The organism is Photorhabdus sp. RM71S, assembly GCF_042879355.1.
GTDB classification, from domain to species: Bacteria; Pseudomonadota; Gammaproteobacteria; order Enterobacterales; family Enterobacteriaceae; genus Photorhabdus; species Photorhabdus kayaii.
In genome coordinates this window covers 103,056-116,625 of sequence record NZ_JBHFKV010000001.1, presented here as the reverse complement: position 1 = coordinate 116,625, position 13,570 = coordinate 103,056, and the positions used below count along the sequence as shown (strand labels likewise).

The 13,570-nt window shown below is 42.7% G+C and carries 10 protein-coding genes, 1 tRNA gene, 1 other RNA gene and 2 pseudogenes; 3 read left to right on the top strand and 11 right to left on the bottom strand.

The window, feature by feature from the left end; all coding sequences use genetic code 11:
- The first annotated feature begins 236 nt into the window (after positions 1-236).
- Positions 237-1,181 (top strand): annotated as a pseudogene (locus ACGF5R_RS00480) (IS1595 family transposase).
- A 233-nt stretch (positions 1,182-1,414) separates the two neighbouring features.
- Positions 1,415-2,537: pseudogene (locus ACGF5R_RS00475) on the top strand (ISAs1 family transposase).
- A 483-nt stretch (positions 2,538-3,020) separates the two neighbouring features.
- Here ACGF5R_RS00475 and ACGF5R_RS00470 read toward each other — a convergent pair.
- From ACGF5R_RS00470 to ACGF5R_RS00420, 11 genes are all read right to left on the bottom strand, one after another.
- Positions 3,021-4,406: a GntP family permease gene (locus ACGF5R_RS00470; RefSeq protein WP_112875852.1), complete on the bottom strand. Its 1,386-nt coding sequence runs from the start codon at positions 4,404-4,406 to the stop codon at positions 3,021-3,023.
- A 2-nt stretch (positions 4,407-4,408) separates the two neighbouring features.
- A complete protein-coding gene (denD, locus tag ACGF5R_RS00465; protein WP_387689146.1) occupies positions 4,409-5,374 on the bottom strand; it encodes a D-erythronate dehydrogenase in 966 nt (321 codons plus the stop codon).
- Between the two features lie 65 nt (positions 5,375-5,439).
- A complete protein-coding gene (locus tag ACGF5R_RS00460) occupies positions 5,440-6,207 on the bottom strand; it encodes a DeoR/GlpR family DNA-binding transcription regulator (protein ID WP_112875854.1) in 768 nt (255 codons plus the stop codon).
- Positions 6,208-6,219: 12 nt separating this feature from the next.
- Positions 6,220-6,999 (bottom strand): 2-oxo-tetronate isomerase, encoded by a 780-nt coding sequence (gene otnI / locus ACGF5R_RS00455; protein ID WP_387689142.1) that lies wholly within the window; start codon positions 6,997-6,999, stop codon positions 6,220-6,222.
- 18 nt (positions 7,000-7,017) lie between these two features.
- A complete protein-coding gene (locus ACGF5R_RS00450) occupies positions 7,018-7,659 on the bottom strand; it encodes an aldolase (protein WP_112875856.1) in 642 nt (213 codons plus the stop codon).
- Positions 7,652-8,929 (bottom strand): 3-oxo-tetronate kinase, encoded by a 1,278-nt coding sequence (otnK, locus tag ACGF5R_RS00445; RefSeq protein WP_112875857.1) that lies wholly within the window; start codon positions 8,927-8,929, stop codon positions 7,652-7,654. The genes ACGF5R_RS00450 and otnK overlap by 8 nt, the downstream gene beginning before the upstream one ends.
- Complete coding sequence (gene ltnD / locus ACGF5R_RS00440) at positions 8,929-9,834, bottom strand: L-threonate dehydrogenase (RefSeq protein WP_112875858.1); 906 nt, start codon at positions 9,832-9,834, stop codon at positions 8,929-8,931. Before ltnD ends, otnK begins: the two co-directional genes overlap by 1 nt.
- A 391-nt stretch (positions 9,835-10,225) precedes the next feature.
- Positions 10,226-10,361: non-coding RNA, RtT sRNA (locus ACGF5R_RS00435), on the bottom strand.
- Positions 10,362-10,404: 43 nt separating this feature from the next.
- Positions 10,405-10,489, bottom strand: a tRNA-Tyr gene (locus ACGF5R_RS00430).
- 250 nt (positions 10,490-10,739) lie between these two features.
- A complete protein-coding gene (gene purU, locus ACGF5R_RS00425; RefSeq protein ID WP_387689139.1) occupies positions 10,740-11,588 on the bottom strand; it encodes a formyltetrahydrofolate deformylase in 849 nt (282 codons plus the stop codon).
- Positions 11,589-11,633: 45 nt separating this feature from the next.
- Positions 11,634-12,113, bottom strand: coding sequence for a YchJ family protein (locus ACGF5R_RS00420; RefSeq protein ID WP_112875860.1), 480 nt, complete (start codon positions 12,111-12,113; stop codon positions 11,634-11,636).
- A 157-nt stretch (positions 12,114-12,270) separates the two neighbouring features.
- On the opposite strand from ACGF5R_RS00420, the gene rssB reads away from it, so the two are divergent.
- Positions 12,271-13,296 carry a two-component system response regulator RssB gene (gene rssB / locus ACGF5R_RS00415; RefSeq protein WP_112875861.1) on the top strand — a complete coding sequence of 342 codons (1,026 nt, stop codon included), beginning with the start codon at positions 12,271-12,273 and terminating at the stop codon, positions 13,294-13,296.
- Positions 13,297-13,570: the final 274 nt, after the last annotated feature.

Here is a 13,570-nt window from a genome sequence, read left to right as displayed (position 1 = left end):
TATATATTATTTTTATGATTTTATTTTAAATGTTTTTATTGTTCAATTAGATTATATAAATGCATGATTTATTCATGTTATGAAATGATAAAATTAATTTCTAATTTATTTTCGGCATTTAAAAATATTATTGCAATTAATAGTGTCAAGAAGAATATTAAATATTCCTGATTATCACTTAAATTCAGCTCCCATAGGCGTATACTTAAAATAAGTCTGTGTGGAGGTAAATGAAAATGGCTAAAAATCAGATTCAATTCCAAAAAGGCATTTCTATTCATGAGTTTATTTCATTATAGGGTCATGAAGAACAATGCCAGAAACAGGTGTTCGATATGCGCTGGCCTACGGGGTATCACTGCCCTCATTGTGGGCATGATAAGTATTGCCAGTTAAAATCTCGTCTCCTTTATCAGTGCAATCAATGCCATCATCAGACATCTTTGACGGCCGGCACAGTGTTTTCTGCGTCAAAATTACCTTTAACTGTGTGGTTTTTGGCGATTTATCTCATGACTCAGGAGAAAAATGGGATTTCTGCACTTGAATTGTCACGTCAACTGGGCATTTCCTACAACGCTGCATGGCGTATGAAACACAAGCTAATGAAAGCAATGAAAGAACGGGATGACGAAAAGCCTCTCGGCGGGTTTATTCAGCTTGACGACGCATACTGGGGAGGGGCTCAGCATGGCCCCCGAGGGCGAGGGGCAAAAGGGAAATGCCCTTTCGTTGCGGCGGTTTCAATGAATGAAAAGGGCCACCCTATGTTCATGCGTTTCAGCGTTGTGAAAGGGTTTAAGACCGGGGAACTTACCCGTTGGGCTAAAGTGCATCTTAAACCAAAATCCCTTGTTATTTCAGATGGATTAGCTTGCTTTCGGGGGATTGAGCAAGCCGGGACTTTCCATTTGCCCCTCGTCACTGGCGGTGGAGCGCAGAGTGTTAAGCTTCCTTATTTTCAGTGGGTTAACACAATGATGAGTAATGTAAAAAATTCGATACGCGGAACCTATCATTCGATTAGCAAAAAGTATTTACCTCGTTATCTTGCCGAATTCTGTTTCAAGTTTAATTGGCGCTTTAACCTTAAAAAAACATTCGAACAGCTTATTTATTCATGTATCCGGGCAGCACCTATACCTGAGTATTTACTCAAGCTAGCTGAGATTCGATGGTAATCAGGTAAATATTTGAAATTATATTTTGATTTTATTGGATAATATTATGAAAATATATATATCTAATAGATTTCGAGCCGCAGCGCGGCGGCAAGTGCAGGGCTAACGCATGATCATTTTTTATCCATAAGATGACAAATTAACCGTACAAAATAAGCCACGTTTTATTCTTGTTGCAATCTTATCTGTTTGCCGTTATTTATCCACAACTTCCCATAATAATGGCCTTATTTATGACTCAGAAAGCCCTGTTTGACTACCTTGAAGCCTTACCTGACCCACGTCAACAAGCAAAATGTTCTCATGTGCTATCTGAGGTCATTTTTATGACACTCTGTGCCATGATGTGTGGTTTGATACCGGGTCCGAAATTGCGCTCTTTGCTCAGGAACGCGAAAAATGGTTTAAGCGTTGGTTAACCCTGGCAAATGGAGTTCCCCCACATGACACCTTTAACCGGATTTTGCCATTATGCCAGCCAGTACCCTGCAATCATTGTTTCAGGAATGGGTGAGTCATATTTTGAAAAAGGAAGGTCTTTCAGGGCAACTGGCGGTTGACGGTAAGGCGTTAAGGGCAACAGCAAAAGGTCGGGGAGCTAATCGTATCCATACCGTCAATGTCTGGTCAACTGAACTGGGCCTCTGCCTTGGGCAACAAAAAGTGGAGAAAAAATCCAATGAAATAAAAGCCATTCCTGAACTTCTCCAATTATTGGCGCTGGAAGGATGTCTTGTGAGCATTGATGCGGCGGGAACGCAAACAAAAATCGCCGAGATTATTCTGGAAAAATCCGCGGATTATTTGCTGGCAGTCAAAGATAATCAGCCGACACTAGCCGCTGAAGTCAGCGCGCAATTTCACGCTTTTTGGGCGAATACGCCAAAAGATATTGCCGGCCCCTCTTTCTGCGAACAATTTGATAATCAGCATGGTCGCCGGGAACATCGCCGATGCTGGCAATTCCCTGTGGGTGAGCAGATGCCCATTTGTCAGAAATGGAAAGCAAAGACGATAATAGCAGTCCAATCTGAACGGACAGAAAAAGGACGTGGGCATGATTTTGTCCGATTTTATATCAGTAGCCAGCCAATGAATGCGGAGAAAGCCTTGCAGGCGACACGCTCTCACTGGTCGGTGGAGAATCATTTACACCGGTCACTTGATGTTGTGTTTCGAGAAGATAAACTCTAGGCCCGGATGGGATTTGCCGGTGAAAATTTAGCTGTACTAAGAAAATGGATTTTGAACATGCTGAAACAGAATAAATCCCGTAATTTAAGCATGGAAAATAAACGCAGGCTCTGTTGTTTAAATGATGATTATTTATTCGAATCCTTGAGTTTGTTTATATAATGAGCTTTGATGCGTTAGCCCTGGCGGCAAGTGAACGAATCCCCGGGAGCATAGATAACTATGTGACTGGGGTGAGTGAGTGCAGCCAACAAAGAGGCAACTTGAAAAGTGACGGGTATAGATTGTTTTTACATTGTGATAGTCACTAATAGGAGTAAAGTCTAATTTTTGGTTGTAATTTATTCCTATTATTATGATAACGAATCATATTTTCATTTAGTCATATTTATACAGTTATTGTTTTACTATTTCTGAGAATCAGAGTGGTTTGGTATGGATTGGAGAAGGGTGCAAAAAATTTTACTTGGTGTTGTTTCCCGCAAAAGGGGTAAACGAAGGATTGGCGTAATGTTTTTCAGTCTGAGATAAAATTTCGATGATTGATAAATGAAATTTTATAAAAGGTCATAGTATGATCAATATATTAATTTAGCCTCTTAATTTTAAGGAGGCTAAATGATAGTTTTGCTAATGATTTGGTATTTATAACACTAGATCCAAGATGATGACGCCACACAAGCCAATCGCCCATGCAATAGTGGTTGGTATTGACCAAACGATCATCTGTTGTTTGGCATCTTTGATTCCCATCATGCGGTTAACGACCCAGAATAGGCTGTCATTAAAATAACCGAAGAATAACGAACCCATCGTTGCTGCTTGTGCGGCAACCAACATGTTGATCCCCGGAATTTGACTAATAATTGGTGCAGAAATAGAAGCAGCGGTAATCATTGCCACAGTGCCGGAACCTTGAATTAAGCGAACCAGTGTTGCGATGATAAATGGAATCAGCACCGGTGTTAGGGGGAGATTGGCTATATATTGCGCCAGAATGGCGCCGGTACCACTTTCACGCAATACCGCGCCTAACGCACCGCCTGCTCCTGTCACTAATAAAATAATACCGGCAGCCTGTAAACCTTCTTCCAGACGGTCAATGACTTCATGTTTATTGGCTTTTGGCATCAAGGTATAAACCGCCAATAATACACTAATGGCTAAGGCAATAACTGGTGCACCAAGGAAATCGAATGTCTGAAAATAGAAGTTGTTTTCTTGTCCAGTAAAAGTTTCAGTGTTTAATAACAGGCCATTAATGGCTTTAATGAAGATCAAAACAATAGGAACAATAATCGGCAACAGGGAAAGAAATAGACTCGGTAGTGGTTTGTTCGCTTTTTCTTCTATATAGCGTTGATGAATTGTTTGTAGATCTTGAGCTTCTTCGGCTTCATCAATGGGTTGAAATTCAGGATATTTTACTGCTAACCATTTGGCATAAAATACAATGCCAATAACGCAAGGTACCGCCAGAACCATACCGGTTAACATCATGGCGCCGACATCGACACCGAAAATACCAGCAACTCCCAGTGGCCCCGGTGTTGGCGGAACAGTGTGGTGGGTAACAACCAATCCGCCGGCTAGGGCCACGCCAAGCGTTAGAAGATGACGTTTTCCCTTTTTTGCGAGAGCCTTTGCCAGTGGATAGAGAATAACAAAGGCAGAGTCGACGAAAATTGGGATACTGACGATATAACCGGTGATCGCTAATGCCCATTCTTCGCGTTTTTTACCTAACCATTTGATAAAACTGTAGGCTATCTGTTCCGCGGCGCCGGAAACTTCCAGCACCCGTCCCATCATGACCCCCAGACCGATAACAATCCCGATACTGCCCAGTGTGGAGCCAAAACCTTTAGTCATAACATCAATGGTATTTGCTGCGGTTAAGCCACCCGTGAGCCCGGCAATCGCCGCTGCGATGAGCATTGCTAATAAAGCATGAACACGGGTACGTAGTACCAGAAAGATCAACGTAAATACGGCAATACCCAGACCAATGACCGGAATGTAGCGTTCCATAATTAGCCTCCAGCTTGGGACAGGTTATTGGAGATAAAAGCACGGATTGCATCACTGAAAGTATTATCAACATGAAAACCCAGTGATAAGCCACGGTTGATATCGAAGTGACCCGGCCAACTGGCAACAATACGGTTAATGTTTTCGTCTGGTTCAAAGCGGATGAGATCCACCGCTTTCTGCCCGGCAATCTCGGCCAGTGCATCAATCATGTTCTGAACTGTGACGCTAATACCCGGTAAATTAACGGTGCGGGAAAGACCAAATTTTTCTGCCGGAATTTGAGCTGCATGTATAAAGTTGCGGATCACGGTTTCAGGGCTGGAAAGCCATAAAGTCAGATCGCGGGAAACTGGGCAGATACTGCTTTCTCCGTGCAGAGGTTCACGGATAATGCCACTGGCAAAAGAGGATGCAGCTTTGTTTGGTTTACCTGGGCGGATACTGATTGTTGGCAGACGAAGTATGCGGCCATCGACATATCCTTTGCGGGAATAGTCGTTAATCATCAATTCACACATGGCTTTCTGTGCGCCATAGGATGATTGAGGATTAACCGCACACTGATCCGTAATGGTTGATGGTAATTCTCCGCCAAATACGGCCAGGGAACTGGTGAAGATAAATTTCAATTTTGGATTTTTAGCCCGTGCAACGTTTAATAAGTTGCGAGTAACATCAAAGTTAACTTGCAAGCCGAGATCAAAATCGCTTTCAGCGTGACTACTGACAATGGCGGCGAGATGGAATAACACCGCACTGTTTTCATCGATCAGCTTTTCCGCAGCTCCTGATTGAGTTAAATCCAGCGCCAGACACTGAACGCGGGGATCATTAACGGGTGAAACAGGACATTGAATATCGGTCAATATGAGTTGGTCGAAATTTAATGTTTGATTGTTGTTTAGTAAAGCGCTGGCTAGTTGCTGACCCAGAAAACCTGCGCCACCAGTGATTATCACTTTCATTGTAACTCTCCTTGTTTAATAGCTTTGGGCTATTTGCTTATAGGGTATAGTAGGGTTCTTATCCTTTATACGCTGACGGTATGTAATATCAGATTATGTTCTCGTAATTGTTGCTGCACTTTCGGCGGAAGCTGGCTATCACAGACAATATCATCCAAACTCGAAAGCGGGCAGACCCGAAACATGCCGTATTTGCCATATTTACTGCTATCAGACACCAAAACACGTCGGCGGGCGATTTCCAATACTGCTTGTTTGACTAAAACTTTTTCTTCATGCGGCGTGGAGACACCATGCTCCAGATCCCATGAGCTGGTGCTAATAAAGGCAATATCCACATTTAAGTTGCGAAGCAACATAGCGGCGATAGGGCCAACACAGGAATGATTTCTCTTATCTACCTGCCCCCCGGTATGGAACAGATTTAATTGGGGTTTGTTCATCAGATATTGGGTAATGGAAAAATCGTTCGTGATGATAGTGAGGTTAAAACGCTCAGCTAGGACTCTGGCAATTTCAAACGTGGTGGTGCCAGCATCAAGATAGACCACTTGTCCATCTTCAACCATAGATACGGCGTATTGACCAATTTCCCGCTTATGACGATGATTAAGCTGGGCTTTTTCATTCCAAGGCAATTCCTGACGTAAAACATCACTAAGTTGCACACCGCCACTGACACTAACGACTTTTCCTTCTTCCTCCAGAGTGCGGATATCCCGCCGTACTGTCATATGTGAGACGTTCATCAGTTTAACCAGTGCGCTGATAGAAATTGTCTGATATTCATGTACATAGCGATAAATAAAGTCTCTACGCTCTGATGGAAGCATATCTTCTCCTGATTATTTCTGTGCTTTGGTCAACCAATCCAGACCATCTTCGGTGTAACCAGCGGGGTGATATTCACAGCCCAACCACCCTTGATAGCCCATTTCATCCAGTTTGTTAAATAGCCACGGATAGTTCACTTCGCCGCTATCGGGTTCGTGGCGTTCAGGCACGGAGGCAATCTGGATGTGACTGAATTTTCCCCATAGACGCTCGATGGTGCGTAGCAAATCTCCTTCCATGATCTGGCAGTGATAAAGATCCAACTGGATAAAAACATTTTGACGGTCAATTTCTTTGAGTAATGTTTCAGCCTGATGTTGAGTTGTTAAAAAGTAACCCGGCATATCACGAGTATTAATTGGTTCAATTAATACGTTGATGTTACGTTCTGCCATGACATCAGCGGCATATCGAATGTTTTTGATATAACACTCACGTTGTTGTTCTGGTGTGAATTGTTCATGCAATTTCCCGGCCATAGCATGAACTTGCTTGCAATTCAGAGCCAGTGCATATTTCAGAGCTATTTGTGTACCTTCAATAAATTCTTTTTCACGGCCAGGCATAGAGGCTATTCCTCTTTCTCCTGCCGCCCAGTTTCCGGCGGGCATGTTGAATAGAGCCTGTGTTAATTGATGCTGTTTTAATAGGGCAGCAAGCTCTTCCGCTGCGACTTCATAAGGAAACAGATATTCAATGCCTTTAAATCCAGCTTTGGCTGCACGGGCAAACCGTTCTGTGAAAGGTACATCATTGAACATCATGCTCAAGTTTGCCGCGAATTTAGCCATGACGAATTCCTTGTTTGTTCACTCAGTTTTTGGGTAACGAGTTTCAAGTTCTTGTACTTGCTCTTTATTTAATGTCGTGAAGCCGTGTGGCAATAAGGTTAAATAGAGCCGTGCGGTATCTTCCAATTCCTCTGCGTTGAAAAAAGCTTGCCGTAAAGTTTTGCCGCCGACAACAGGTCCGTGGTTTGAGAGGAGGATTGCGTTGTGTTTTGCGGCCAGCTTCGCAATTTCTTCACCGATTCTTTCATCTCCTGGTGGCAGATATTTGACCAGAGGCAGTTTTCCGACCCGCATTACATAGTAGGGCGTAATGGGTGGTAGACAGTTACTTTTGTCCAGATTGGGTAGGCAGGAAAGAGCGGTTAACCAAGGGGAATGTAGATGGACCACCGCATGGCATTCGGGACGGTTGCGGTACATTGCCAAATGCATGGAAACTTCTTTTGTGGGTTTGTCACCGGATAGCCAATCACCTTCTGCATCTAGCTTACTCAGGCGATCAGCTTGCAAGTCACCAAAACTGGAGTTGGTCGGCGTGATGATAATCGTGCCATCTTCCAGTTTGGCGCTGATGTTACCTGCACCGCCACTGCTATAACCCCGGTAGAACATTGAACGAGCCCATTCGACTAACTCTGACCTTAGTGCTTGCTCACTCATGAAACATCTCCTGTACATGCAGGAAGAAATCGATATTGCCGAAGTTACCTGATTTCAATGCCAGCCAATAATTGTGTTGTCGATCGTGTACCCAAGGTACGCCAGGCGCAATAGGTGCGCCGATACTGAGTTGTTGAATGTCCAGACTTTGTACTATTTTACCGGCAGTTTCGCCGCCTGCGATAATAAAGGTATTGAATCCTAGCTGACACAGGTTTTTTACAACGCGGGCGAAGGTGTTTTCTATTGCTTCACTGGCAATAGCCGCACCATATTGCTGTTGGGTTTTCTGTAATGTTTCTGGGGATTGAGTGGCGTATAGCATGGGAGCCAGATGGTTTTCTGATTGCAGAATAACCCACGCAACCAGTTTTTCGGCATATTGTGGATCATTGATACATGAATCAATATTCAAGGATTGAGCAGGGGCCAGTTTCTGGTACAGGGCAACTTGTTTGTTGGTCATGACAGAACAACTGCCAGATAGGATCACAGTGCGTCTATTCTCGGCGGGTGGTGTTGCTCCTTCTGGTTGGCATGGCATCAATGGCTTACCAGTGTCTATGCTGGCAAGAGCAGCGCCAAGACCGGAACCACCAGTGATTAATTTCAGTTCTGATGCCGCTCTGGCAATAGGCAGTAGATCATTCATGGAGAGGGTGTCTGTTATTGCGTAGCGTATGTTTTGTTGTTGTAAATGATTTAGTCTCACGCGGATTGCTTGTTCTCCCTGGTGTACACATGCCAGATCCACCAAACCTGCTTTCCCTTGAGCTTGTTGTTCCATTAAGCGTAGCAGATTGGCATCTGCCATTGGTGTCACGGGATGGTGCTGCATACCGCTTTCATTAAGTAGTTGACCGTTGACAAATAGATGCCCATGTACAACTGTTCGCCCGTTAACGGGAAGGGCAGGGGAGATTAGCGTGATGTCTGTTTGTAGTTCATCCATCAGGGCATCAGTGACCGGCCCAATATTGCCTTTGCTGGTAGAGTCAAAAGTTGAGCAGTATTTGAAGAATATTTGTTGACAACCTGTTTTATGACGTAACCAGCGGCAGGATTTCACCGCGTTATTCACGGCTTCGACTATCGGGCAGGAACGGCTTTTCAGGCTGATAACGATAGCATCAATATCCTGTGGAATGGCGGTATTTTCATCAGGTGTATCCAATAGCTGGACAACTCGCCAACCACTTTGTGCCATAAAACCGGCTATATCGGTTGCGCCGGTAAAGTCATCAGCGATAACGCCCAATTTAATGGTCATTATTTTTTCTCCGGCAAAGTGATACCTTTAAATGTTTTGATAATCGCGCTGTCATCCCATTGGCCAAAACCTTCATTACTGGCAGCAAGGAACATTTGATGTGCAGTGGCTGATAATGGTAATGGGAATTTCAGATCCTTACCTGTTTCTAATGCTAATCCCAGATCTTTGACAAAAATGTCTACGGAAGATTTGGCGGTGTAATCCCCTGCCAGAATGTGGGGAACGCGGTTTTCAAACATCCAAGAGTTACCAGCCGCGTGGGTTACAATGTCGTACATCAGCTCCAGGGAAATGCCAGCTTTGGCTGCCAATGCCATACTTTCAGCCGCGGCAGCAATATGTATACCGGCAAGTAATTGATGGATTGTTTTGACGGTAGAGCCTTGACCAATTTCATTTCCAACATGGTAGAGACGTTCGGTGGTGGCATCAAATACGGGTTTTAGTTGTTCAAATAATGCGGGTTCACCGGAGGCCATAACGGTGAGTTGGCCTTGTTCAGCTTTTAGTGCGCCACCTGAAATAGGTGCGTCCAGCATGTTTAGATTGTATTGGCTAAGACGATGGGCAAAATCTTTAGCCTGTTCTGCGGCAACGGTACTGTGAAGCACAATGATCGTACCGGCTCTTAACTGGTTGACTAACGGTGTTTCGCCTTCAAACAGTATGCTTTCTATTTGAGCACCATTGACGACAACAAGTAAGATAGCATCCAGCTCTGATGCCCAATTTGCAGCGTTGTTTGTCGCCGTTTTAGCGCCTGCTTGTAGTAGTTGGTCACAGGCTTTTTGGTTTAAATCAAATCCATATGTGGGAATACCCGCGCGTATTAACGCGCGGGCAATTCCCATGCCCATAGCCCCCAATCCTATAATTCCTATTTTTTGTATTGATTGGTTCATGATGGTTCCCTGGTGTTGTTGTTATAATTTGTTATTCTTTTATAATTATTTCACACATCATTTCACAAATATACGATGGTTATCACATTCGAAAGCTCGCTGCTTGAAGGTGATTTTTGTTTTAATTGATTGATTTATATGGTTTATTGTTGATTGTTGCAAAATGTTAAGCTTCACATAAAGATGTGATAAGAAATATCATTGTGGGTACATTAAGGGTTGGGTAAATGCTTTTCACTGAATTCTTTTAAAGATGTTAATTAGTCTCTGGAGCTGTTTAAGGATAGATAATTTAGGGGGATGTATAGGTAGGCTGCTTTTGGAGGAATTAAGGGGTATTGGATGTTAACTTAGGAACTTAGGTTTGTTTGCAAGGCTTGAAGGATATTTATGGTGGTGGGGGAAGGATGACTCGTCACTGCGTTCCTCGCCCTGCGGGCTAACGCGCCGCAAGCGTCGCATTGTTGTTTCGCTACGCTCAACTCGAACCTTAGCGAAGGTTCTCACCTTCCCCCAAATGAGGAGTATGTTCTTATTGGGTTTGTTTTTGTAAGGCCTGAAGGATATTTATGGTGGTGGGGGAAGGATTCGAACCTTCGAAGTCTGTGACGGCAGATTTACAGTCTGCTCCCTTTGGCCGCTCGGGAACCCCACCAAATTTTGAGAAGTATCGCTGTTGCTTACAGCGGACGGAATCATATCAGATGAACCGCTGCTGTAAAGTAGATATTTAAAAATAAGTGACTATATGTTGATTTTCCACCCTTATTGATCTTGTTGTGAGCAAATAAGCGGTCTGTTTGTTGGTGGAGGGGGAAGGATGACTCGTCACTGCGTTCCTCGCCCTGCGGGCCAATGCGTCGCAAGCGCCGCATTGTTGTTTCGCTGTCCCAATTAATTCAGCTTTAAAGAATTACAGTACGGTTGCCGTAAACAAAAACCCTCTGAGCAAGAACCCAATATAAAGCATGGCTCAGAACATTTTTTTCAACATCCCGGCCCGCTCTCATCATATCTTCAGCAGTGTATGTATGGTCTATGTTAATGACCTTCTGAGTAATAATTGGGCCTTCATCTAAGTTATTATTTACATAATGCGCTGTTGCTCCGATGATTTTTACTCCTCTCTCATAAGCTTGATGATAAGGACGCGCCCCGATAAATGCAGGTAAAAAGGAGTGGTGAATGTTAATAATCTGATTTGGATAATGCTGAACGAATTCTGGTGTCAGTACTCGCATGTATTTAGCTAATACCACGTAGTCAGGTTTGTATTGGTCAATCTGGGCAATCAGTTTTTCATCATGTTGTTCACGGGTTAAACCTTCGTGACTGATTAAATGGAAAGGAATGCCAAATTGTTCAACCAATGATTGTAATGTTGCGTGGTTGCCGATAACCGCCGCAATTTCAACATCAAGCCCGTCATAAGCGCTTTTCATGAGCAAATCCCCAAGACAATGCGCTTCTTTTGTCACCATAATGACAATACGTCGACGCCCCGAACTATTTAATTCCCGTTGAGAGCCCACCGGCAGTGCATCATCTAAATCAGCAAGAAATGTCTCATCATTGAAAATTCCTTCAAGCTCAGTACGCATAAAAAAGCGGCCAGTACGATGATCGACGAATTCATTATTCTGAACTATATTCAGTTGGTGTTTGTAGCAAATATTAGTAATTTTGGCGATCAGTCCTTTGGCATCAGGGCAAATAGTGCGTAAAATTTTCTTTTGTATATGTTGGTGCTGCATGAATGGGATTATCCTTAAATATTTTGCGTTTTCTGTTTATGGGTCTTAACCACAACATTTTTTGTATTTTTTACCCGAACCACATGGGCAGGGGCTATTACGGCCAGTTTGAGGTTTTACGCCATCAATAGGTTTTACACCATCAATATAGTACCAACGCTGGTCTATACGAAGAAAACGTGAACGCTCATGAATAAGTTGCTTATCTTGGGATTTCTGATCAAGAAAGCAAGCTGAAAATTCAACATAGGCTTCGTTATCATTTTCGCCTTTTTCAGTTGTAATGACATGTAGTCCGAGCCACTGGGTAACAATAAAACTTTGTTCTATATCTAAACGCCACTTTTCAGCTTGGCAGTCAGGATGCCAACTGGTAATTAGATAATCGGCGTTGTGCTTTACATAGGCACTGTATCGGGAACGCATCAGTGATTCGGCAGTTTGGGCAAATTTTATGTTTTGGAGATAAGGGGAACAGCAATCCGCAAAATCTATTCCACTACCACAAGGACATAGCTCTGTCAAAATAACTCCAATTGTAAAGGGTGAAATACCATTTTTATGGGTTTTCTATTGCAAAGAAACGTAAGAGAACAAATGATAGTCACTTAATTGAACTAATATGAGTGATAGTACCTAAGAAAAGGTCAAGGTCGCAATATTAAGGTAAGGGAGCGTATTTATGGAAAAGGCATTGGCAGGCAAAAAAATTCTGATTGTGGAGGATGAACCTGTTTTTTGTTCTTTGCTGGCAGGGTATTTGCGAACGTTGGGCGCTAAGGTATTAGTCGCATCTAATGGCGCTGTTGCACTACAGGTGCTAGGACGCGAAGCTCATGTTGAACTTATTTTATGTGATTTAGATATGCCGGTCATGAATGGCATTGAATTTATTGCGAAATTGACGAATGAGGGTATTAGCATTCCAGTTATTATTATTTCAGCAACTAACAAGATGGCCGAAATTGATGAAGTGCTTCGTTTGGGTGCAAAAGATGTTTTATTAAAACCAGTTTCAGATCTTAATGAGATAAAAAAATCGGTGTTGGCCTATTTACATCCTACGGTCTTTATGTCTGGTGCGATTGAACAGAATAACTTGAATAAAGATTGGTTAACCCTAAAGCATAATTCAGATGAAGCATTAAATATGCTTAAGCAGTTGCAACCCCCAGTTTCTCAAGTGATTGCCCACTGTAAAGTCAATTACCGAAAATTAAATATGATTGATAATCCAGGATTAATTCTCGATATGGCGGCGTTATCTGACAATGAATTAGCTTTTTATTGTCTAGATATTAGCCGTTCAAAAGAGTATGGTGTGATTTCAGCATTATTACTTAGAGTCATATTTAATAGTTTGTTACAAGAGCATATCATCCACCATTCCCGACGTTTACCCAATATGGAAGGCATTCTAAATAGAATTAATAAGTTACTGGAAGGTGCAGGGTTACAAGGGCAATTTCCATTGCTGCTTGGATATTATCATACAATCAATAAAACGGTTCTGCTCACTTCTGCGGGGTTACATGCCAGTATTAAGTCGGGTAATCGCCAAATCCAATTAGACAGTGGTGTTCCTCTTGGGACATTGAGAACGATTTGTTCGAACCAAGTTTGTTCTCATAGTGCTGAATGGCAATGTCGGATTTGGAATACAAATAGTCAAATAAATCTGATGCTTTCTTCAATGTATTTTGGGTGAATATTACCAAGGTGGAATTTTGTTTAAAATGGATTTTAAACATCAAGTCACGGTAATGTAATTAAGCAGAATGGTGATGTTTATCGAAGAGAATTAGCTGGTATACTCCGCCTATTATGCTTGGAAATCTATCTAATCAGGCTATTTTATTTGCCGCTCTTTAGTACAAAGAGCGGATTTAGCACTGCTCAGATAAAAGTGATAACTTTTTGAGTGGTCAGAAGGGTGAACGAAGCAGTGAACTTTTGTATGTATTGGTTCCTGCGTGCTGTTC

Coding starts and splice junctions, on each gene's coding strand:
- ACGF5R_RS00470 (WP_112875852.1), bottom strand. CDS start 4,406: ATGGAACGCTACATTCCGGTCATTGGTCTGGGTATTGCCGTATTTACG.
- denD (WP_387689146.1), bottom strand. CDS start 5,374: ATGAAAGTGATAATCACTGGTGGCGCAGGTTTTCTGGGTCAGCAACTA.
- ACGF5R_RS00460 (WP_112875854.1), bottom strand. CDS start 6,207: ATGCTTCCATCAGAGCGTAGAGACTTTATTTATCGCTATGTACATGAA.
- otnI (WP_387689142.1), bottom strand. CDS start 6,999: ATGGCTAAATTCGCGGCAAACTTGAGCATGATGTTCAATGATGTACCT.
- ACGF5R_RS00450 (WP_112875856.1), bottom strand. CDS start 7,659: ATGAGTGAGCAAGCACTAAGGTCAGAGTTAGTCGAATGGGCTCGTTCA.
- otnK (WP_112875857.1), bottom strand. CDS start 8,929: ATGACCATTAAATTGGGCGTTATCGCTGATGACTTTACCGGCGCAACC.
- ltnD (WP_112875858.1), bottom strand. CDS start 9,834: ATGAACCAATCAATACAAAAAATAGGAATTATAGGATTGGGGGCTATG.
- purU (WP_387689139.1), bottom strand. CDS start 11,588: ATGCAGCACCAACATATACAAAAGAAAATTTTACGCACTATTTGCCCT.
- rssB (WP_112875861.1), top strand. CDS start 12,271: ATGGAAAAGGCATTGGCAGGCAAAAAAATTCTGATTGTGGAGGATGAA.